Source organism: Pseudomonas sp. ES4, from assembly GCF_050586665.1.
GTDB lineage: Bacteria > Pseudomonadota > Gammaproteobacteria > Pseudomonadales > Pseudomonadaceae > Aquipseudomonas > Aquipseudomonas frederiksbergensis.
Window position 1 is genome coordinate 95,047 of record NZ_JBOBDO010000015.1, and the last position, 21,991, is coordinate 117,037.

General features: G+C 58.3%; 15 protein-coding genes. 8 read left to right on the forward strand and 7 right to left on the reverse strand.

Going from position 1 to position 21,991, the window contains the following annotated elements:
* The first annotated feature begins 268 nt into the window (after window positions 1-268).
* Together ACQ4OB_RS17630 and ACQ4OB_RS17635 are read left to right on the forward strand one after the other, a co-directional pair.
* On the forward strand, window positions 269-1,417 hold the full coding sequence (locus ACQ4OB_RS17630) for a pyridoxal phosphate-dependent aminotransferase (RefSeq protein ID WP_102616118.1): 1,149 nt from the start codon (window positions 269-271) through the stop codon (window positions 1,415-1,417).
* Entirely contained in the window at window positions 1,405-2,196 is a 792-nt protein-coding gene (locus ACQ4OB_RS17635; RefSeq protein WP_076028530.1) for an amidohydrolase, read from the forward strand. Before ACQ4OB_RS17630 ends, ACQ4OB_RS17635 begins: the two co-directional genes overlap by 13 nt.
* A 169-nt stretch (window positions 2,197-2,365) precedes the next feature.
* Here ACQ4OB_RS17635 and leuA read toward each other — a convergent pair whose 3' ends face one another.
* On the reverse strand, window positions 2,366-4,045 hold the full coding sequence (gene leuA, locus ACQ4OB_RS17640) for a 2-isopropylmalate synthase (protein WP_008147766.1): 1,680 nt from the start codon (window positions 4,043-4,045) through the stop codon (window positions 2,366-2,368).
* 398 nt (window positions 4,046-4,443) lie between these two features.
* On the opposite strand from leuA, the gene ACQ4OB_RS17645 reads away from it, so the two are divergent.
* Window positions 4,444-4,800, forward strand: coding sequence for a hypothetical protein (locus tag ACQ4OB_RS17645; RefSeq protein WP_074873957.1), 357 nt, complete (start codon window positions 4,444-4,446; stop codon window positions 4,798-4,800).
* A 133-nt stretch (window positions 4,801-4,933) separates the two neighbouring features.
* Here ACQ4OB_RS17645 and ACQ4OB_RS17650 read toward each other — a convergent pair whose 3' ends face one another.
* From ACQ4OB_RS17650 to ACQ4OB_RS17660, 3 genes are all read right to left on the reverse strand, one after another.
* A complete protein-coding gene (locus tag ACQ4OB_RS17650) occupies window positions 4,934-5,755 on the reverse strand; it encodes a peptidoglycan DD-metalloendopeptidase family protein (RefSeq protein ID WP_430956127.1) in 822 nt (273 codons plus the stop codon).
* A 3-nt stretch (window positions 5,756-5,758) separates the two neighbouring features.
* Window positions 5,759-7,138 (reverse strand): exodeoxyribonuclease VII large subunit, encoded by a 1,380-nt coding sequence (xseA, locus tag ACQ4OB_RS17655; RefSeq protein ID WP_074873959.1) that lies wholly within the window; start codon window positions 7,136-7,138, stop codon window positions 5,759-5,761.
* 89 nt (window positions 7,139-7,227) lie between these two features.
* The gene (locus ACQ4OB_RS17660; RefSeq protein WP_074873960.1) at window positions 7,228-8,175 is read right to left on the reverse strand and encodes a LysR family transcriptional regulator; all 948 of its coding nucleotides are present in this window, start codon (window positions 8,173-8,175) and stop codon (window positions 7,228-7,230) included.
* A gap of 100 nt (window positions 8,176-8,275) precedes the next feature.
* Here ACQ4OB_RS17660 and ACQ4OB_RS17665 point away from each other — a divergent pair, with 100 nt between their 5' ends.
* From ACQ4OB_RS17665 to guaA, 4 genes are all read left to right on the forward strand, one after another.
* Window positions 8,276-9,043: a sulfite exporter TauE/SafE family protein gene (locus ACQ4OB_RS17665; RefSeq protein ID WP_102616755.1), complete on the forward strand. Its 768-nt coding sequence runs from the start codon at window positions 8,276-8,278 to the stop codon at window positions 9,041-9,043.
* A 184-nt stretch (window positions 9,044-9,227) separates the two neighbouring features.
* On the forward strand, window positions 9,228-9,776 hold the full coding sequence (locus ACQ4OB_RS17670; protein WP_074873962.1) for a sugar ABC transporter ATPase: 549 nt from the start codon (window positions 9,228-9,230) through the stop codon (window positions 9,774-9,776).
* 117 nt (window positions 9,777-9,893) lie between these two features.
* Entirely contained in the window at window positions 9,894-11,363 is a 1,470-nt protein-coding gene (gene guaB, locus ACQ4OB_RS17675; RefSeq protein WP_430956128.1) for an IMP dehydrogenase, read from the forward strand.
* Between the two features lie 99 nt (window positions 11,364-11,462).
* The gene (guaA, locus tag ACQ4OB_RS17680) at window positions 11,463-13,040 is read left to right on the forward strand and encodes a glutamine-hydrolyzing GMP synthase (protein ID WP_074873964.1); all 1,578 of its coding nucleotides are present in this window, start codon (window positions 11,463-11,465) and stop codon (window positions 13,038-13,040) included.
* 79 nt (window positions 13,041-13,119) lie between these two features.
* Here guaA and ACQ4OB_RS17685 read toward each other — a convergent pair whose 3' ends face one another.
* From ACQ4OB_RS17685 to treR, 3 genes are all read right to left on the reverse strand, one after another.
* Complete coding sequence (locus ACQ4OB_RS17685; RefSeq protein WP_430956129.1) at window positions 13,120-16,170, reverse strand: membrane-targeted effector domain-containing toxin; 3,051 nt, start codon at window positions 16,168-16,170, stop codon at window positions 13,120-13,122.
* A 58-nt stretch (window positions 16,171-16,228) separates the two neighbouring features.
* Window positions 16,229-19,360, reverse strand: coding sequence for a membrane-targeted effector domain-containing toxin (locus tag ACQ4OB_RS17690; RefSeq protein ID WP_430956130.1), 3,132 nt, complete (start codon window positions 19,358-19,360; stop codon window positions 16,229-16,231).
* A gap of 134 nt (window positions 19,361-19,494) precedes the next feature.
* Window positions 19,495-20,199 carry a trehalose operon repressor gene (gene treR, locus ACQ4OB_RS17695; protein WP_074873966.1) on the reverse strand — a complete coding sequence of 235 codons (705 nt, stop codon included), beginning with the start codon at window positions 20,197-20,199 and terminating at the stop codon, window positions 19,495-19,497.
* A 237-nt stretch (window positions 20,200-20,436) separates the two neighbouring features.
* On the opposite strand from treR, the gene treP reads away from it, so the two are divergent.
* Window positions 20,437-21,879, forward strand: coding sequence for a PTS system trehalose-specific EIIBC component (gene treP / locus ACQ4OB_RS17700; protein ID WP_102616051.1), 1,443 nt, complete (start codon window positions 20,437-20,439; stop codon window positions 21,877-21,879).
* Window positions 21,880-21,991 lie beyond the last annotated feature (112 nt).

Sequence of the window (21,991 nt, forward strand, 5' to 3'; positions counted from 1 at the left end):
CGAGGGGGCTTGTCGGAACGCCGCATCGCCCCGTTCGACTGCGCAGCAGTCGTAAAACCAGCTCCGCGGTCAATCTGACAGACCGCAGTGGATGGTTTTGGGGCGGCTACGCCACCCAACGGGGGCAAGCCCCCTCACCACAGGGTTATGCGGTGAATGTTTTAGAAGAAGGGCGCCAATGGCGCCCTTTTTTTATGGGCGTCGTCTGGGCTATTCTCGGGCTCTCCCGCGCCGCCGTTAGAGCCGGGTGTTGAGCAGGGAATCACCGATGATCACCAGTAAGCTGCCGAATGTCGGCATCACTATCTTCACGCAGATGTCTCAGCTCGCGGCGCAAACCGGGGCGCTGAACCTGTCCCAGGGTTTCCCCGACTTCGATGCCCCGCAAGCCCTGTGCGATGCGGTCGGTCGGCACATCGCCAATGGCCACAACCAGTATTCGCCGATGACCGGCCTTCCGGCATTGCGTCAGCAGATTGCGGCGAAGATCGCCCGCAGCTACGGCGTCAATGTGGATGTCGACCATGAAGTGACCGTCACGCCCGGCGCAACCCAGGCGATCTTCTGCGCTATTCAAGCCGTTATTCGCAGCGGCGACGAAGTGATTGTGTTCGACCCGGCCTATGACAGTTATGAGCCCTCGGTTGAACTGGCCGGTGGTCGTTGCGTTCATGTGTCGTTGGGCCTGAATGACTTCGCCATCGACTTTCAGAAGCTCGGTGAAGCCATTTCGCCGCGCACGCGGATGATCATCCTCAACACCCCGCATAACCCAAGTGGCGCGCTGATCAATCGTGCAGAGCTGGATCAGCTGGCGGCGTTGATTCGAGATCGCGACATCTACATCGTCAGCGACGAAGTCTACGAACACCTGGTGTTCGATGGCGTGCCCCACGTCAGCGTGTTGAATCACGAAGAGCTGTATCAGCGTGCTTTCGTGGTCAGCTCCTTTGGCAAGACCTATCACGTTACTGGCTGGAAAACCGGCTACGTGGTCGCACCGCCGGCCCTCACAGCGGAGCTGCGCAAGGTTCACCAATACGTCAGTTTCTGCGGTGTAACGCCGCTGCAATATGCTTTGGCCGACTTCATGGCCGAGCACCCGGAACACGTTGAAGAACTGCCGGCGTTCTATCAGGCCAAGCGCGATCTGTTCTGCGATCTGCTGATGCCGTCGCGCTTCAGTTTCACCCGAGTGACCGGTACGTATTTCCAATTGGTCGACTACTCGCAGATCCGCCCGGACCTCAACGATGTCGAGATGGCGTTGTGGATGACCCGCGAACATGGCGTGGCGAGCATCCCGATCTCGGTGTTCTACCAGACCCCACCCGAAGGCCAGCGCCTGGTGCGCCTGTGCTTTGCCAAACGTGAGGAGACCCTGCGTGAAGCAGCGGAAAAACTATGCGTGATCTGAGTGCGCTGCCCAATCTGAACATCGCGCTGATCCAGACCACCCTGGCCTGGCACGATCGTCAGGCCAATCTGGAGCATTTCGAGCCGTTGCTGGAACAGGCTCGCGGGGCGGATTTGATCATCCTGCCGGAGATGTTCACCACCGGTTTTTCGATGGAGTCCGAGACCCTCGCCGAGCCGGAAAACGGTCCCACCAGTAAATGGCTGCGGGTTCAGGCCGCGAAACTGGATGCGGTGATCACCGGCAGCATCATCGTCCAGGTGGCTGACGGCAGTCATCGCAATCGCCTGTTGTGGGCGCGGCCGGACGGCGAGGTGTGGCATTACGACAAGCGGCATCTGTTCCGCATGGCCGGCGAGCACAACCACTTCACCCCGGGTGAACGTCAGGTTCAGTTCGAACTCAAGGGCTGGCGCGTGCGTCCGCTGATTTGCTACGACCTGCGCTTCCCGGTCTGGAGCCGCGATGCTCAGGACACTGATTTGCTGCTGTACACCGCCAACTGGCCGGGGGCGCGGCGTCAGCACTGGAACCGTTTGCTGCCAGCGCGAGCGATCGAGAACCTTTGCTATGTGGCGGCGGTGAATCGCGTGGGTACTGACGGAAAGGGTTTTGCGTATACCGGTGACAGTCAGGTGCTGGATTTTCAGGGGGAGACTTTGCTCAGTGCAGGCGAGGCGGACGGGGTGTTTCAGGTTGTTTTGAATGCTGCTGATCTTCAGGCTTATCGCACGCGGTTTCCGGCGAATCTGGATGCCGATACCTTCGAGTTCACGTAACCGATCGTTCCCACGCTCTGCGTGGGAATGCCTCAACGGACGCTCTGCGTTCGGCTTCTGATGGGACGCGGAGCGTCCCGGGCTGCATTCCCACGCAGAGCGTGGGAACGATCAGCAAAAAAAGGCCCCGAGGTTTTCACCTAGGGGCCTTTTGCATTGCAGCGAAGGCTTACGCCGCTTTCGCTTCCGGCTGGCTCAGCGAGCGGTTAAGCGCGCTGAACAAAGCCTTGAAGCTGGCGGTGGTGATGTTTTCATCGATACCGACGCCGTGCACCGCACGCTCGCCGTTCACACGCAGTTCGATGTAGGCCGCCGCCTTGGCATTGGTGCCCGAACCGATGGCGTGTTCGTTGTAGTCCATGATCTCAACCGGAATCGGCAGACCGGCCACCAGCGCTTCCAGGGCACCGTTGCCCTTGCCGCGCCAGTGCAGGTTGGTTTCACCCTGACCTTTGCCCGAGACTTCCACTTCCACGGCGCTGTGACCGTTTTCTTCCTGCAGGCGATGGCTGACCAGCGCGTATGGGGTGTTGGCCTGCAAGTACTCGCTGTGCAGCAGGGCATGGATCTGCTGAGCCGTCATCTCAAGGCCCAGGCGATCGGTTTCACGCTGCACCACCTGGCTGAACTCGATCTGCATGCGACGCGGCAAGCTGATGCCGTATTCCTGTTCCAGCAGGTAAGCGATACCGCCCTTGCCCGACTGGCTGTTGACGCGGATCACCGCCTCGTAGCTGCGGCCGATGTCGGCCGGGTCGATCGGTAAGTACGGCACTTCCCACAGGGCGTCCGGTTTTTGCTGGGCGAAGCCCTTGCGGATGGCGTCCTGGTGGGAACCGGAGAACGCGGTGTGCACCAGGTCGCCGACGTACGGGTGACGTGGGTGCACCTGGATCTGGTTGCATTCTTCGACGACTTTGCGCACGCCGTCGATGTCGGAGAAGTCCAGCTCAGGGTGAATACCCTGGGTGTAGAGGTTCAACGCCACGGTGACCAAGTCGACGTTACCGGTACGCTCGCCGTTGCCGAACAGGCAGCCTTCGACACGGTCGGCGCCGGCCATCAGGCCCAGTTCGGTAGCCGCAACCCCAGTGCCACGGTCGTTGTGGGTGTGCAGGCTGATGATCACGCTGTCACGACGGTTGATGTGACGGCCGAACCATTCTATCTGGTCGGCATAGATGTTCGGGGTCGCGCATTCGACAGTGGCAGGCAGGTTGAGAATCACCTTGTGCTCAGGCGTCGGGTTCCAGACTTCGATGACGGCGTCGCAGACTTCCTTGGCGAACTCGAGCTCGGTGGCGCTGAAGGTTTCTGGCGAGTATTCGAAGGTCCACTCGGTGTTTGGCTGCTGGGCGGCATATTTGACGAACAGCTTGGCCGCGTTCACGGCGATGGCCTTGACCCCTTCCTTGTCCTGGTTGAAGACGATGCGACGGAAGGACGGGGAGGTGGCGTTGTACAAATGAACGATGGCTTTCTTCGCTCCGCGCAGGGATTCGAAGGTGCGCTCGATCAAATCTTCACGGCCCTGGGTCAGCACCTGAATGGTGGTGTCGTCCGGGATGTGGTTGCCTTCGATCAGGGTGCGCACGAAGTCGAAGTCGGTTTGCGAAGCCGCCGGGAACGACGCTTCGATTTCTTTAACGCCGACCGACACCAGGGTTTTCCAGAAACGCAGCTTCTTGACCGCGTCCATTGGCTCGATCAGCGACTGGTTACCGTCACGAAGGTCGGAGCTGCACCAGATCGGCGCGGCGGTAATGGTCTTCGATGGCCAAGTGCGGTCCGGGATGTCGATGGTCGGGAACGCGCGGTATTTCGAAGACGGGTCTTTGAGCATGCTCATCGGGAAATCCTTATTGTGTGGGCCGAAAAAAGGCGGCCTGCCGGTGGATCAAATGTTCTGGGGATAAAGCGTAGGACGAGGCACCGCGATTCAGCCTGGCAGTCGTGCACTGACAAGGCACAGGCTGCGGTGCTGGCGAAGCTGAATGAGGGTGTGAGAGGTTTTCATGCCCTCAACCCTAACCGCGAGGGTGAAGGATGGCAAGCGGTCGAAAAAAATTGAGAGGAATCCTCGAAAAGTCGTGGTTATCGAGATTTTATTGCGGTGAATGGCGCTGATTGTTTTTATGTTTGCGCGAGGTTTGAGCGATGCGCAATTGAAGGCTTTCGGTGATGGGGCGTGCCGGCGCGGCTATTCTTAAAGCCTCACCGAGGACTACTGGCAGGCAGGAGTCGACAATGAACGAGTCGGATTGGAAGCTTTACAGTGCGCTGCGTCCGTTGGCCCATGAGCGGCTGTGCATCCGCATCATGGATGAGGTCGAGCGCTTAGTGCTGGATAAAAGCATCGCGCCATACGAGCGGATTGAAGCCAGTGAGGAAAGGCTGAAGGCAGGTCAACAGGAACTGTATTGGGCGTTTGGCGTGTTCGGTCACTCACGCAATGAGGCGCCTGCTCACTTGCTGGGGCTGTGTACTCATGAGTTGATCAGCGCTGAAGAGTTGGCGGGCTTTTCGGAGGAAACCCGGGCGTGGATCAAGGAGTGCCTGGCGCACAGGGAGATTCATGGGATTGAGGACTTGGAAGCGGAATAGATGGTGTCTGTTACGCCGCCATCGCGAGCAGGCTCACTCCTACAGTTGATCTGTGGTGAACACAAATCCAATGTGGGAGTGAGCCTGCTCCGGGCGGCGTTCCGACGATGAGGCCGGTCGTCTCAACGGCAATTTAAGGCTGAAACGCCCCAATGAAAATCGCCGGATCCACCCGCGCATCATTCAGGCTGACATTCCAGTGCATATGCGGCCCGGTCGCGCGCCCGGTGGCGCCCACTTTCCCGACCACCCCACCACGGGCCAATGGCTGACCAACCTTCACGTCGATTTTCGACATGTGGCAAAACATGCTGATAAACCCCTGCCCATGGTCGACAAACACCGTGTTGCCGTTGAAAAAGTAGTCGCCGATCAGAATCACCTTGCCGGCCGCCGGGGTCTTGATCGGTGTGCCAGCGCCCACGGCGAAATCCAGGCCAGAGTGGGGATTACGTTCTTCACCGTTGAAGAAACGGCGCACGCCGAACTTGCTCGACAGCGGCCCGTTCACCGGTTTGTCCAACAGCAAATTGCTCGGCGTATTCGGGCTGAACGTGCGGTAGGCAGTTATCTGCTCGGCCAATTCGCGTTCAATGCGCTTGAGGTTTTCCGGATCCGGGTTGACCTGCTGCTTATTTTTCAACGTGATGTGCTGTTCCGGGTATTTCTTGTAGCCGACCGTGAAGCTCAGATTCCGCCCGCCACTGCTGACCTGCTGCGTGCCCGGTTTAACCGTCAGCGGCACACCGACAATCGCAAGCCAGTTGTACTGTTCCTTGACCACCAATACCGGTTTGCCTTGATAGCTGGCCTTCGGCGCCTGGGCAGAGGCGCCCAGATCGACCACGGCCACGCCGCCCGGCACCGGTTTGTTCAACAGGCGGGTGATGTAGCTGTCGGCGTGGGCATTGAAGGTCAGGCACAGCAACAGCAGCGGAGCTAAAAAACGCGGCATGGATCAATCCAGTAAAGAAAGGGTGACAGGCGTCAGGTGATTGTCTTCGACCCGCACTTGCAGTTCGCCTTCGCCTAGTTTGGCTTTCAGGCGCTGGCCGGTGTGGGTTTGCGCGGCATTGCGGATTGCGTTACCGCGTTCGTCCAGCAAGATGCTGTAGCCACGGCCAAGGGTCGCCAACGGGCTGACCACATGCAGCGTCTGCATCTGGCTTTGCAGTTGCAGGCGACGGGATTTGAGCCCTTCGCGCATGGCACGGGGCAGGCGCTCGGCGAGGCTGTCGAGGCGCTGACGGAGCATCGCCAGTTGCCGTCCCGGATGTTGCCCGGCGAGGCGGGTTTCCAGGCGGATCAACCGTTCGCGACGGGTATTGAGGCTGCGTTCGAACGCGCGGCGCATGCGCATGTCCAGATCGTCCAGACGCTGCGCTTGCTGGCGCAGACGTTCGCCGGGATGACGCAAACGGCGGGACATGCCTTCCAGGCGCAGTCGATCACGCATCAAGCGGTCGCGGATACGCATCACCAGCCGTCGATGCAGGCTTTCGAGCCGACGGACCAGGTCACTGGAATCCGGCGCGAGCAGTTCGGCGGCGGCGGACGGCGTCGGGGCGCGGACGTCGGCCACAAAGTCGCTGATCGATACGTCGGTTTCATGGCCGACGGCGCTGACAATCGGTGTCACGCAGGCATCCACGGCGCGCGCTACGGCTTCTTCGTTGAAGCACCAAAGGTCTTCCAGCGAACCACCGCCACGGGCCAGGATCAACGCATCGAAACCGCGGGCGTCCGCCAGTTTCAATGCGCGGACAATCTGCGCAGTGGCTTCGCGACCCTGCACGGCAGTGGGGATCAACGTCAGTTGGATCTGCGGAGCACGGCGGCGGAATACGCTGATGATGTCGCGAATCACCGCGCCGGTGGGCGAGCTGATGATGCCGATGCGTTGCGGATGCGCCGGCAGCGGCACTTTGCGTTCGGCGCTGAACAGGCCTTCGGCGCTGAGTTTTTCCTTCAGGGCGTCAAAGGCCAGACGTAGCGCACCATCGCCGGCCGGCTCCACGGTATCGAGGATCAACTGGTAGTCGCCACGGCCCTCGAACAGCGAAACCTTGCCGCGTACCTTGACCGCCAGGCCATCCTTCAATGCCTGACGCACCCGCGCCGCGTTCTGCCGGAACAGTGCGCAACGCACCTGGGCACCACTGTCCTTGAGGGTGAAATACACGTGGCCGGACGCCGGACGGGCGAGGTTGGAGATTTCGCCTTCGACCCAGATGTTGCTGAACACGTCTTCGAGCAACACCCGCGCGCGGCCGTTGAGCTGGCTGACAGTCAGGACTTCACGGTCCAGGCCGAGTCTTGCAAAGGGATCTTTAATCATGGGGCGCATGATAAAGGCATTCGGCGATCAATCTCCATGATCCAGCGAAAATCCCCTGTGGGAGCGAGCCTGCTCGCGATAGCAGTGTGTCAGTCGACATTGATGTTGAATGTTGAACCGCTATCGCGAGCAGGCTCGCTCCCACAATGGTCTGTGCAGGTTTTGATGAAGTGTTGAACCAGTGCCGTGGGATTTTGCCGGCAGGCGAGGGCGACCGTGCTGTGGCAATCGGGATCGGCCAAGGGCAGAAAGTGGATATCCGGCGGCGCGATGTCCTGCATCGATTCCGGTAACAACGCGATGCCGAACCCGGCCTGGATCAATTGCAGTTGCGTGGTTTTGCGCGACACCACCCGAGCCGCCTGGGGAAAGAACCCTTGGCGCATGCACAACTCGGCGGAAAGATAGCTCAGGCCACCACGCTGTGGATGAGGGATGGAAATAAACGCTTCATTCTTCAACTGCGCCAGATCGATGCCAGGCGCGGACTTATCCACAGCCAGCCGATGATTCGGAGGCACTGCCAGCAACAAACGCTCGCGGTACAGCGGAACAATCTGCACCCCTTCACGCTGACGCAGCACCGGCAGGCGCAACAGTCCCACATCGAGACGACCTTCTGCCAATTCTTCCAGTTGCGCCTCGGAGGACAGCTTGACGATGTCCATGGACACACCGGCGTGCCGATCCAGATAGTCGCTGATGCCTCGCAACAGCCGACCACTCATAGGCACAGTGCTGGAGTGACCCAGGCGCAACACGCCGACTTGACCGCTGCCCACCTGAGTGGCCATCTCGCTGGCCTTGGTCAGTTCGTTCAGCAGGTTTCTCGCCCGAGGCAAAAAGGCTTCACCCGCTGCCGTCAGTCGAGGCTGGCGCGCGGTGCGTTCGAACAGCGGCGTTTGCAGCCGGGTTTCCATGTCCTTTATCTGCCGGCTCAAGGCGGATTGCGCAATAAACAGTCGTTCGGCTGCAGCGCTGAAGCTGCCGCTTTCGGCGATTTCCACGAAGTAACGCAATTGGCGGGTTGAAAGCACCAGGTATGCCTTTTCGAGATGGGTTGACGACGTTGAAGATATTAGTCGCAACGCTCGGTGCTGGCTAAAGTCATCGCAGGAATAAAAGGAAGCCGTATCGATGAATGTGCTGGAGTTGTTAAACCAATGGCCGTGGGGTGCGGTGGATTGGCTGGTGATTGGATTGGGCGTTGCCTTGGCCTACATCGTTTTCGGCATCGCTGGTTTTGGTACCGCGCTGGTGGCCGGGCCAATTCTGATTCTGTTCATGCCGCTGTCGAAGATCGTGCCGCTGTTGGTGCTGCTGGATTTTGTCGCGGCGTTCGGCAATCTGCTGCCTTCGCGACGGGATGTGGCGAAGCCTGAGTTGCTGCGACTTCTGCCGTGCATGGCGGTGGGCTGCACGTTGGGGGTGATTTTTCTGTTGAATCTGAAATCCGATGTGTTGCTGCTGTTGATGGGGTTGTTTATCAGCGCTTATGCGATTTACAGCCTGTGGATTAAAACCCGTCCGGCGCAATTGTCTGCCGCGTGGGCCATGCCGATGGGCACGGTGGGCGGGATGTTCGGGGCATTGTTTGGCAGTGGCGGCTTTTTATATGCGATTTATTTGAACAGCCGCCTGCCCAAGGAGGCGGCCCGGGCGACCCAGAGTGCGCTGATCAGTTGCAGCACGGTGGTGCGCTTGAGCCTGTTTGCCGTCGCCGGTGTGTACGCCGAGCTACCCTTGTTGGTATTGGCGCTGTGTTTATTGCCGGCCATGGCATTCGGGCTGTGGATCGGCCGGCGGTTGACCATGAGGTTGTCCCGCGAGGCGTTTGTGCGGCTGGTGACCTGGTTGGTGCTGGCCAGCGGAATTGCATTGATCGGGCGGTATTTGAGTACTTGACCGGATTTCGTCAGGGATTAAGCTGCCGGCCGCCCTGGCGCCATCGCGGGCAAGCCCGCTCCCACAAGGATCTCAGGTGAGCACAAATGTGTTTACGACCGAGATCGTGTGGGAGCGGGCTTGCCCGCGATGGCGTCAGGACGAACACCGCAGAAATATCCATTTGACGCAGTAGGCTTGCACCATGAACTCGCAAAGCATCATCGTCCCGAAAATCTCCACACTGCCGGTGCACGAACCCCGGGCCCGGGCAGTCGTGCGTTGGCTGGTGCGCAAGAACATCGTCAAAGAAGAACTGACCACCTGTGGCCGCACGGGCAACCGCATGGCTCATGCCATCGCCGACGGTGCCCGCGCTGTCGTGCTGCATCCTGAAGCGCTGCCATTCGGCGAACCGATCAATGGCCTGGAAATCATCACCAAGCGCTGCATCTATACGCCGGCCAAGGGTTTCCTTGAAGAGGCGGGTTGCGCCGAGTGCCGCAAGGAAGTCGGCGAAGCGCTGTTCGAAAGCCTGGAAGACTGGATGCCGGGGCGCACTGATAACTTCACCTGCCCGGAATGCGGGCATGAAGATGACATCAACGGCTTTCTTTTCCTGCAGGAATGCGGCTTTTCCAACCTGGGCTTTATCTTCAATAACTGGGCCGAGGCCGGGTTCAAACAGAGCTTCATCGACGAATTTGCCGATTGGCTCGATCAACCTGTCAGTTGGGTGAAAGTCGAGCTGTAGGCGACGACAATCCCCGTATATCAGTAATGCTAATAATAGACAGAGTTTTACATTGAACCCGAGGGGGTGTCTGACTATAATGGCGCGCTTCCATTTTCCCGCTCGGGAGCCCCCGCGATGCTGCGTATCAGCCAAGAAGCTCTGACATTCGACGACATTCTCCTAGTGCCTGGTTATTCCGAGGTGCTTCCTAACGAAGTCAGTCTCAAGACCCGCCTAACCCGTGGCATCGAGCTGAATATTCCTCTGGTTTCTGCCGCCATGGACACCGTTACTGAAGCCCGTCTGGCAATTGCCATGGCTCAGGAAGGTGGCATCGGCATTATCCACAAGAACATGACCATCGAGCAGCAAGCTGCCGAAGTGCGCAAGGTCAAGCGTTATGAAGCCGGCGTGGTCAAGGACCCGATCACCATCGAGGCTGACGCCACGGTTCGTGAACTGTTCGAACTGACCCGCCTGCACAACATCTCCGGCGTTCCGGTTTTGCACAATGGCGACCTGGTCGGCATCGTCACTTCCCGTGACGTACGTTTCGAAAACCGTCTGGACGCCACCGTCCGTCAAGTGATGACGCCTAAAGAGCGTCTGGTCACGGTCAAGGAAGGCGCCGACAAGAACGACGTCCGCGAGTTGTTGCACAAACACCGCATCGAACGCGTGCTGATCGTCGACGACAAATTTGCCCTCAAAGGCATGATGACCGTCAACGACATCGAAAAAGCCAAGGCATACCCGCTGGCGAGCAAGGACGACCAAGGTCGTCTGCGTGTTGGCGCTGCTGTCGGTACCGGTAAAGACACCGGTGATCGCGTAGCGGCCCTGGTCAATGCAGGCGTTGACGTGGTGGTGGTCGACACCGCTCACGGTCACTCCAAAGGTGTGATCGACCGCGTTCGCTGGGTCAAACAGAATTTCCCTGAAGTGCAGGTCATCGGCGGCAACATCGCCACCGGCGCTGCCGCCAAGGCCCTGGCCGAAGCAGGCGCCGATGCAGTCAAGGTCGGTATCGGCCCAGGCTCGATCTGCACCACCCGTATCGTCGCCGGTGTCGGCGTCCCGCAAATCAGTGCCATCGCCAACGTCGCCGCTGCCCTTGAAGGCACTGGCGTTCCGTTGATCGCCGACGGCGGCATCCGTTTCTCCGGTGACCTGTCCAAGGCCATCGTGGCCGGTGCTTCCTGCGTGATGATGGGCTCGATGTTCGCCGGTACTGAAGAAGCGCCAGGCGAGATCGAACTGTTCCAGGGTCGTTCGTACAAGGCTTACCGCGGCATGGGTTCGCTGGGCGCCATGTCCCAGGCTCAAGGCTCCTCCGACCGTTATTTCCAGGACTCCTCGGCAGGCGCCGAGAAACTGGTTCCGGAAGGTATCGAAGGGCGTGTTCCTTACAAGGGCACCCTGAGCGCCATCATCCATCAACTGATGGGCGGCCTGCGTTCCTCGATGGGCTACACCGGCAGCGCCGACATCGAAGAAATGCGCACCAAGCCTGAGTTCGTGCGGATCACCGGTGCTGGCATGGCCGAGTCCCACGTTCACGACGTACAGATCACCAAAGAAGCGCCAAACTACCGCGTAGGTTGAGGCTTCAAGCAAATCGTTAAGCAACCGGGGCTGTTCTATTCAGCCCCGAGTTGTTTCTGAATCACGACTGTTTCTGAATTATCTAGACGAGACTGAATCATGGCCCTCGACATTCACGCTCACCGCATCCTGATCCTCGACTTCGGTTCCCAGTACACCCAGCTGATTGCCCGCCGCGTGCGTGAAATCGGCGTGTACTGCGAACTGCATCCGTTCGACATGGACGACGAAGCGATTCGCGAATTCGCTCCCAAAGGCGTCATTCTCGCCGGCGGCCCCGAGTCCGTGCACGTAGCCGACAGCCCGCGCTGCCCGCAAGCGGTGTTTGACCTGGGCGTACCGGTCTTCGGAATCTGCTACGGCATGCAAACCATGGCTGAACAGCTGGGTGGCAAGGTCGAAGGTTCCGAACTGCGTGAGTTCGGTTACGCCCGTGTCGACGTGGTCGGCAAGAGCCGTCTGCTCGACGGCATCGAAGACCACATCGACGCCGACGGCCTGTTCGGCCTCGACGTCTGGATGAGTCACGGTGACAAGGTCACCAAGATGCCGCAAGACTTCCACATCCTGGCCAGCACCCCAAGCTGCCCGATCGCCGGCATGTTCGACGACGCACGTGGCTACTACGGCGTGCAGTTCCACCCGGAAGTGACCCACACCAAGCAGGGCGGTCGCATCCTCTCGCGCTTTATCCTCGACATCTGCGGCTGCGAAGCGTTGTGGACGCCTTCGAAGATTGCTGAAGACGCCATCGCCAACATTCGTGCCCAGGTCGGCACCGACAACGTACTGCTCGGCCTGTCCGGCGGTGTGGACTCTTCGGTGGTTGCCGCGCTGCTGCACAAAGCCATTGGCGACCAACTGACCTGCGTCTTCGTCGACAACGGCCTGCTGCGCCTGCACGAAGGCGAGCAAGTGATGGCCATGTTCGCCGAGAACATGGGCGTCAAGGTGATCCGCGCCAATGCCGAAGATCAATTCCTCGACAACCTGGCCGGCGAGTCCGACCCGGAGAAGAAGCGCAAGATCATCGGCCGTACCTTCATCGACGTCTTCGATGCCCAGTCCAACAAACTGGACAACATCAAGTACCTCGCCCAAGGCACCATTTACCCGGACGTGATCGAGTCGGCTGGCGCCAAAAGCGGCAAGGCACACGTGATCAAGTCGCACCACAACGTGGGCGGCCTGCCGGAAGAAATGAACCTCAAGCTGGTTGAACCCCTGCGCGAGCTGTTCAAGGACGAAGTCCGTCGTCTGGGCCTGGAACTAGGCCTGCCGTACGACATGGTCTACCGTCACCCGTTCCCGGGCCCGGGCCTGGGCGTGCGGATCCTTGGTGAAGTGAAGAAGGAATACGCCGACCTGCTGCGTCGCGCCGACCACATCTTCATCGAAGAACTGCGCAAGGCCGACTGGTACCACAAGGTCAGCCAGGCATTCGTGGTGTTCCAGCCAGTGAAATCGGTTGGCGTAGTCGGCGATGGCCGTCGTTACGCTTGGGTCGTGGCCCTGCGTGCCGTGGAAACCATCGACTTCATGACCGCACGTTGGGCACACCTGCCTTACGAACTGCTGGAAACCGTTTCCGGCCGGATCATCAATGAAATCGAAGGCATCTCCCGCGTCACGTATGACGTGTCGAGCAAGCCGCCGGCGACGATTGAGTGGGAGTGATCCTGCGCAGGCCTTGATGGCTTGATTGCAGGTAACAAAAAAGGCCGTGTGAACACTGTTCACACGGCCTTTTTGCGTTTTAGACGCCGGGTAGCCGAACGGGGGCCATGCCAATTCTGTGCAGCGCGGAACTCAAGCCCTCGGTCGTTGGAAAGCGTCGTCCGCTGATTTGCCAGGAATCCCGTTCGATGTAGTAGCCGTTTGCATCTTGTTTTATGGGCGTGCGAACGAGTTTTCCCCAGGTCACGATGCCGTTTTTGGTGACGGTTCTGCTGCGATGAACCAGTATTGGTTCACCGGTACTGGTGCTGAGGGTGTACATGCCAGGCCTGGGCAGGCCATCTTCCAGCCTTTGCGCAAGGGCCACGCTTTTCGGCGTCGGGATCTGCAGCAACAAGTCATTTTTGACAAAACTGACCGCTTGCCCCGGGCGCGCCACATCGGAGACCCCGGGGTCGACCTTGATACCGCCGAGCTCATCCGGGCCGACACTCTCGATACGCAGGCCGATGCTGCCTTCAAGCTCACTGACACCCGCCACGTCAGCATAGGTATTGGCGTGGCTGTTACCGACCAATGCCACCCAGCGATGGGCGCCTCTGGCTGTCTGGTCGGCGCCAATGACTTGTTGGGCGAAGAAATTCATCATTTTTTGCCGGAAATTGAGATCGGGCCTTTGAATACCGGCGCTGCGGTAACTGGCCAGGCAGTCGATGGCTTGCACGCGGATGTTATTTTTTTGCGCTGTCCTGACGACCTGTTCAAACGTGAATTGTTTGCTGGGGTCGGTCGAAAAAGTTGCATCAAGATCCTGGAGGTAGCTTTCCAGATCCTCGGACATCACCCCGGTGCGGTTGAACACATCCAGGTCCGCTTGATGGAAATCGGTCAGCAGATGCTCCATGTACAGGGTTTTGACCTTCTGTTTGCGCAGCACGCTCATGTTCTCGATCAAAAATTGTTTGCTGCCCACGCTGGAGTGACTTTCACCGACGACCAGGCTTTGTGAGCGCTTGAACAGGGTCTTGATGATGTCCTTGAGCTTCGCATTCGCGATGAACGATGGAATGACAGGCCTGGGTGGCAGCTGTGGTTGCGGCTGCGAATAAAAGGACACGGCGTCGTCGTGTAGTCTTCGGCGTAGTCTTTTGAAGGCTTCCAGCTCATCGGCTGGATTGTTGGGATTGATAAAGCCGTCCTTCAAATCGCCCTTTGTCTCCAAACCATTGGCTGCCTTTTTGAGGGCTGGCTTGATCTCCTGCGGAACATCGTATGCAGTCGCCGGGGCGTCGAAGTCGGGGAGTGGCGGCTCGGCCCTGGCGAACAGATCGGAAAACTTGCCGCCTCCCGCCAGACCGGGGCGCGTGAGGGGCACCCACTCACCCATTTCATCCAGGCGCACCGGTATGTTGCGGTAAAAGGAGTGGGGATCGACCGGATCAATGATCGTCCAGGTCTTCAGTTCGTTGCTGTAGCGCACCTGGTAGAAACTGTCCCCCATGGCGATGTAATTACCGCCTGTCTCGGGCTGATAGATGCCTTGAAACTTGCCTTCCTCGTTGATGGGGGAATAGCCATCGAGAATTTCATTTGTTTCAAAAGGCGCCAACAGGCTGGCATCTCCCGGGTCGGGTTTGATGGATTCGAAGGGCAGTTGCAGCGGAGGGCTCGGCGACTTCAAATCTTCCCCAGGGGTGATTGTCTCCTCTGCTTCCGCTGCTTCCGCTGCTTCGGCGAACTCGCTTGCCCCTCTCAGGAACGGCAAGTTGAACAGGATGTCCACGCTGCCAAGGATGGCCCCTTTGATCGCGGCCTTGCGTTCCGCTGGGGTCGTGGCGTTGATGGCCTGATCGATGTGCAAGCCGACATTGGCAATGCCCGCGCCTATGACAACCAACGCTGCTGGCCAGGCCGCTGCAGCCATTGGCCCAAAGACGCGGTTGAAGGCATTGAGGTAGCCGATCCACAGCTTTTTGCGTAGCTCGCCATTGGAATGCAGCAGGTAATTGGCGTCGCTGAGCATGCGCTCATGGGTGGACTGGCTCAAATGGGTGAACGCATCGCCACTGACTATCTCGCCACGGTAGTGAAGCAAGTGATGGTCGGCGGCGGTGTTTTCATCAGGTAATACCTCGTACGCATGGGTGAGGCCGACATTTTCATATTGCGTGTTCTCCAGGAAATGAGTGAGCAGGCCAATGCCGGTGAAATTGGCGAGCTTGTGCCCCAGGGAAGTAGGCTTTTCCTGAACGATGTCGCGCTCTTGCTGCTTGAAGTGCATGAGCATGCGTTCACGGCCTTCGGCGTCCTTGACCTCATTGACCAGCCATTCGTGCAGCTCTTCGACCTTGTTGAAACAGTGAAATCCTCTGAGCTCGCCCGGAATGTAGAGAATGTTCAGGTCACCGTCGTCAGTGATACTGAAAATATCCGTCGAAACGAACTCATCAATGCAGAACTTGCGAATCGATAAACCGCTGGCTGTGGCCGCCTCGTCCATCAGCATTTGCCGGGTGAGCGGCCTGCTGACATTACCGGCGCAGGCCCTGAGCACCAGGGTGAAATGTTCACGGGACAAGTGCCCACTCTCATAGTCTTCAATCGCTTTGGCGATGAAGGTGCACTTGGCCAGCGCACGGAAGTTGGCGCTGTGTTTTTCCCAGAATGTCGCAATGGCCGTTTTGTAACGGTCAGCGAAATTGATGTCCCAGAAGGCGTTCAGCACGTCACTGGCATGCAGGCGCACTTCGTTGGTTTCGTCGTAACTCTCGGCGTCATCACCGACCCGGTAAAAGCCCCCGTAGAGATCCAGCAGGTCGGCATTGTCCTGGTCGTGGACGCTGAAACGGTGCATGACCAGTTGCGGAAAGGTCATGGATTCCTTGGGCTTTTCAAGGATGTGCTGCCAGCCGGTAAAGGCCTTGGAACTGCTTTGGGCGCCATGGAAACGGTGCCACCAGACGTTGTCCGGGGTTATGTCGGTGATGTGATGTCTGGTGAGGATATCCTGGGCGATTTCGTACGCCATGGCGTACAGGTCGGGGCAGTCGTCGACCAGGTCGGGGACCAGGGCCTGGAGGGCCTGGGCATCGGCGGAGTTGGTCAGGATGAGGTCTTGGGTATCGTCCATGATGCTTTCCTTGGTATGCAGTGAATTCGCAAGCAAAACTGCTGTTACATACAACTGATCAAGTGGGAATGCGCATCTGCAGCCTCATACCTGAGTTGTTCAGCGAGCTCGACAGCGCTTCGATGCTGGGGAAAGGAAGCCTGTTTTGTGGCCAGGATGGTCGGTCGATAACAAAACTGCCGTTGGCGAGTCGCTCGACCGGCGTGCGATTGATCAGTTCGTTTCTGCCGCGGTGAATCAGGGTGTAGCTGTCACCGGTTTTCTCGAACAGGTATTTGCTGGGTACATCGAGTAGCTTCTCCATTTGCTGCTCGGTTCGGATCGCCGGCATCGCTTCCATTTGTATGCGAAGGTCTGCATAGAATGGGTCGAAAGTTCCGCGCATGGTCTCGTTCTGCATGATCGGTCCGCGATCGATTTCGATGCCGGGATCCAAGGTGATGCCCAGGCTTTCGCCTGGATTGACCTCTTCGATCCGCAGGCCGATACCGCCTTGTAGTTCACTGATGCCGGCCATCCCGCGGAAGGTATTGATGTTTTCCTGTCCGGTTAACACCACCCATTTGGTCGGCTGATTCAAGGCCTTATCGGCAAGCATGATTTCGTTCGTCAGGCTGTTAGTGATCATTTGCTCTTCAACCGGCCTGAAAAAAAGCGGTTTTTTAAAGCTTGTTGCGCAGTCGGTGGCCTGGATCCGGATGTTGTTTTGTCTTGCGCTCTTGACCAGTTCCAGTTCGTTGAAACGCCCGGCGGGATCCTGGCCGAGCTCGGTCAGGTATTCGTGCAGATCCTTGGGCATGCTTCCCGTGTTGAAAAAGGCATTCAGATCTTGCTGGGCAAAATCACTGAGCAAGCCGCGCATGTAAATCGTATTGACACCCCGACGAGCGAATTCAGGCATGTTTTCAATCATGAAGCGCATGCTGCTGATGCGATCCAGGGTTTCACCCACGACCAGCCCCGGTGCTGTTTCGAACACTCTCTCAATCAATTCGGCACTGGTCATGGACTCACTGACGGCAGGAATCATTGGCCGAGACGGCAGGTTGCGCCACTGCAACTCGTTGAAGAAGCGTCCGGCCGTGGACCTCAGCAGGTTTAGCTTGTCGGTGAAGTGACTTGCGTAGCGGTCTTCCACCGTGAACACGGGCAAGTGACGCATTGTAAGGCGGACATGGGTTTCGAATAGGTTCAATGCCCATTTTTTTAGTGATGCCTGGAGTCGCGGCTGAACATCGTATGGCGTTCTCAGAGTACGAAGAGGCTGCATTGTGGGGTGGGGGGAGGTAGAAGCTACTGGTTCAAGGGGGACAGGGGCTGGTGGCGCGGAGTTGCTGGTGCTCTGGCCGGGCTTCGGTGTCGCCGGTTTAGAGAGGTTTTTGCCACCGCCCTTCAAACCCTGTCGCGAGAACATTTCCCATTCATCTGCTTCATTCAGACGTACCGGAATGTTGCGGAAAAAGGAGTAGGGATTGGTGGGGTCGACGATTGCCCAGGACCGCAGTTCATTGCTGTAACGCACCTGAAAAAAACGGTCGTCGATAGTAATGTAGTGACCCCCGGTTGCGGGTTGATAGATGCCTTGAAATTTACCTTCAACACTCACCGGGAATTCGCCGTCGAGAACCTCATTGGTTTCAAAGGGCGCCAGTATGTCCATGTCTGAGGGGCCAATAGCCTCGGCGTCGACGGAAAGGGAAGGTATCGCCGGCGATTCTATGTCTGTCTTCGGCGCTTCCCCGGAGGCAAGCGCCTCTTCTGTCTCGGCGGCCTCTGCGATCTCGGCGGCATCTGCCAGTTCAACTGCGCCGCGCAGAAATGGCAAATTAAACAGTACATCCACACTGCCAAAAATCGCAGCTTTGACCGCGGCCTTACGTTCCATCGCAGTGGTGCCGTTGATGGCCTGGTCGATGTGCAGGCCGACATTGGCGATGCCGGCACCGATGACGACCAGCGCTGCCGGCCATGCAAGGGCGGCCATCGGTCCGAACGTGTGGTTGAAGGCATTGAGGTAGCCGATCCACAGCTTTTTCCTGATCTCGCTGTTGGAGTGCAGCAGGAAATTGGCGTCGCTGAGCATGCGCTCATGGGTGGACTGATTCAGATAGGTGAACGCATCACCGGCAATTTTCTCGCCACGATAGTGGAGCAAATGAACGTTCCCGGCTTCATTGTCACTGGGTAGAACGTCATAGGCGTGGGTGAGGCCGACATTTTCATGTTCCGTGTTTTCCAGGAAATGAACGATCAGACCAATGCCGGTGAAGTTGGCCAGTTTGTGCCCTAGGGAAGTGGGCTTTTCCTGAACGATGTCGCGCTCTTCCTGCTTGAAGTGCATGAGCATGCGTTCACGGCCTTCGGCGTCCTTGACCTCATTGACCAGCCATTCGTGCAGCTCTTCGACCTTGTTGAAACAGTGAAAACCTCTGAGCTCGCCCGGAATGTAGAGAATGTTCAGGTCACTGTCGTCAGTGATGCTGAGGATGTCCGTCGACACGAAGTGGTCAATGCAAAACTTGCGAATCGATAAACCGCTGGGTGTGGTCGCCTCGTCCATCAGCATTTGCCGGGTGAGCGGCCTGCTGACATTACCGGCGCAGGCGCTGAGCACCGTGCTGAAGTGTTCTTGGGTCAAGTAACCCTTCTCATAGTCTTCAATCGCTTTGGCGATGAACGTGCACTTGGCCAGCGCACGGAAGTTGGCGCTGTGTTTTTCCCAGAATGTCGCAATGGCCGTTTTGTAGCGATCAGCGAAATTGATGTCCCAGAAGGCTTTCAGCACGTCGTTGCCGTGCAGGCGCACTTCATTGGTTTCATCGTAGGATTCGGCGTCCGCCCCCACACGATAAAAGCCGCCGTAGAGGTCCAGCAGGTCGGCATTGTCCTGATCGTGGACGCTGAAACGTTGCATGACCAGTTGCGGGAAGGTCATGGATTCCTTGGGTTTTTCAAGGATGTGCTGCCAGCCGGTAAAAGCCGTGGAGCTGCTTTGGGCGCCATGGAACCGGTGCCAGTAGACTTTGTCGGGTTCGATATCCGTGATGTCGTGCTTGACGAGAATGTCCTTGGCGACCTGATATGCCAACGCGTGCAGGTCGGGGCAATCGGCAACGAGATCAGTGATCAGGGGCTGGAGGGCCAACACATCGGCAGCGTCGGGCAGGGTAATTTCTTGGGTATCGTCCATGATGTCTTCCTTGAGAGGTGGTCGGGGCGCTCACTATCTCAAGGGGCATCGATTCCAGCTGTAAGGCACTGGGTCGCTGGCGGTGGTCAGTTGCTGACGCAAGACGTAGGAAATGATGAGTACCAGAGTCAGGCTCAGCGGCGCGCAATGTCAGAAAAGTAAAACTTGTCCAGCGTATGCCGCGACTCTGTGTATTCGAACTGCCGACCATCCTGCAAAAACGTCTGATTGCTGACCACGATCACATGGCTCTGGCCGTCGAGGTCCAGGTGTTGCTGATCGTCCTTGCTGCGGGGCACCGCTTCGATGGTGCGCTGGGCGTAGGCGATTTGCAGTTGCAAGGTCTGCTCAATGAAGGCGTAGATCGAGTGCTCGGCAATGTCCCGGGACAGGCCGGGGATCACGTCGCTGACGAAATGGTTGATGTCCAAAATCACGCGTTTGCCGTCGATCCGCCGCACTCGCTTGATCCGCGTGATCTGGCTGCCGGCTTCGGCCTGGATGTGTTCCAGCAGCGTGCCCTCAAGGGGGATTTGAGTGAACTCGACCACCTCGGTGCTGACGTCGTTACCCAGGCGTGGATACGTTTCCTGAAAGCTGACGATCCCGCCGAGCTGGAATTCGATCGGGTTGGTCGACAGCACGAACGTGCCTTTGCCGTGAACCTTCTGCGCGAAACCGCGTTCCTGCAATTGCTCGATGGCCTTGCGCACGGTGCCGCGACTGGCCTGATAGCTGTCCATCAGTTCGGTTTCGGAAGGCAACCGGGCGCCGCGTTCCAGACGTTCGGTCGTGATGCTGGCAAGCAGATCGCTGTAGATCTGGTTGTATTTACTCATGGGAATGGCTCTATGCCGCGCTGTACTCAAGGCTTCGAACCTTAAGGGCAGGGTAGGGGTTTGTCCATGCGGCGTTAGGTTTCTTTGACTTTGGAGGTAGGAAACATCGCCGCCTGTCGGGTTCAGGATAAACAAATTCAAACTCGTCTGTACGAGTTGTTGCTTTAACTCGTACAGACGAGTACTTTTCGTTTCGGCGTGCTGCCAATAACAAAAAACTACAGCGGAAGAACAAGCATGAGCCACGACTATCCGAATATCGCCAGCGAGCTGCTGCAAAGCCTCGGTGGCAGCGACAACCTCGAGCAGGCCGCGCACTGTGTCACACGGTTGCGCCTGGCTCTTAAGGACCCGAGCCTGGTCAACAGCGCCACGCTGAACCAGATCGATCTGGTCAAAGGTTCGTTCTTCACCGGCGGCCTGTTCCAGGTGGTCATCGGTCCCGGTGAAGTGGAAAAGGTCTACGCCGAACTGCGCCGGCAAACCGGTCTCGCCGCCTCGACCATCGCCGACGTTAAACAAAAAAGCGCTGACAAGATCAACGCCGTGCAGCGTCTGGTGCGGGTGTTTTCCGACGTCTTCATGCCGATTCTGCCGGCGCTGATCATTGCCGGCCTGTTGATGGGCATCAACAACCTGATCGGCGCCAAGGGCATGTTCATCGAGGGCAAGACCCTGCTTGATGCCTATCCCAAGCTTGACGGGCTCTGGAGCCTGATCAACCTCATGGCCAACACTTCGTTCGTGTTCCTGCCGGCGCTGGTGGGCTGGTCGGCGGCCAAGCGGTTTGGCGGCAGCGAAATCCTCGGCATCGTGCTCGGTTTGATGCTCGTTCACCCCGATCTGCTCAATGCCTGGAACTACGGCAAAGCGGTGGCCGGGTTGGACGGGCAGAGCCTGCCGTACTTCGACATCCTCGGTTTGTTCCAGATCGAGAAGGTGGGTTACCAAGGGCAGATCCTGCCGATCCTGATGGCAGCCTACGTGATGAGCGTCATCGAAAAATGGCTGCGGGCGCGGGTGCCAAATGCGGTGCAATTGCTGGTGGTGCCGATCACCACCATCGTCGTCACCGGCGTGCTGGCGCTGGCCGTGATCGGCCCGGTGACCCGGCATCTGGGGATTCTCATCACCGAAGGCGTGGTCATGCTGTTCGACCTGGCGCCGATGGTCGGCGGGGCGATTTTCGGTTTGCTCTACGCGCCGCTGGTGATCACTGGCATGCACCACATGTTCCTCGCGGTCGACTTGCAGTTGATTTCCACCCAGGGCGGCACTTTCATCTGGCCGATGATCGTCATGTCCAATCTGGCCCAGGGCAGCGCGGCATTGTCGGTGTTCTACATGACCCGCAGTGTGCGGGATAAAAGCATGGCCTCGACCTCGGCGATTTCGGCTTACTTCGGCATCACCGAACCGGCCATGTTCGGGGTCAACTTGCGCTACAAGTTTCCGTTTTATGCGGCCCTGATCGGTTCGGCCCTGGGCTGCATTTTCCTGTCGCTGAACAAGGTTCAGGCCTCGGCAATCGGCGTCGGTGGCTTGCCCGGTTTTATCTCGATCATCCCGCAGTTCATTCCGATGTTCGTGATCGGGATGGTGATTGCCATGGTCGTGCCGTTTGTTCTGACCTGCGGGTTGAGCATGAAGATTGTTCGGCCTGGGTATCGGGTTGCCTGACTGATCGCTATCGCGAGCAGGCTCCCACATTGGAACGCGATCAACTGTGGGAGCGAGCCTGCTCGCGAAGAGGCCCGCAAGGCCAGTATCAAACCAAATTGAAGGAACTCAG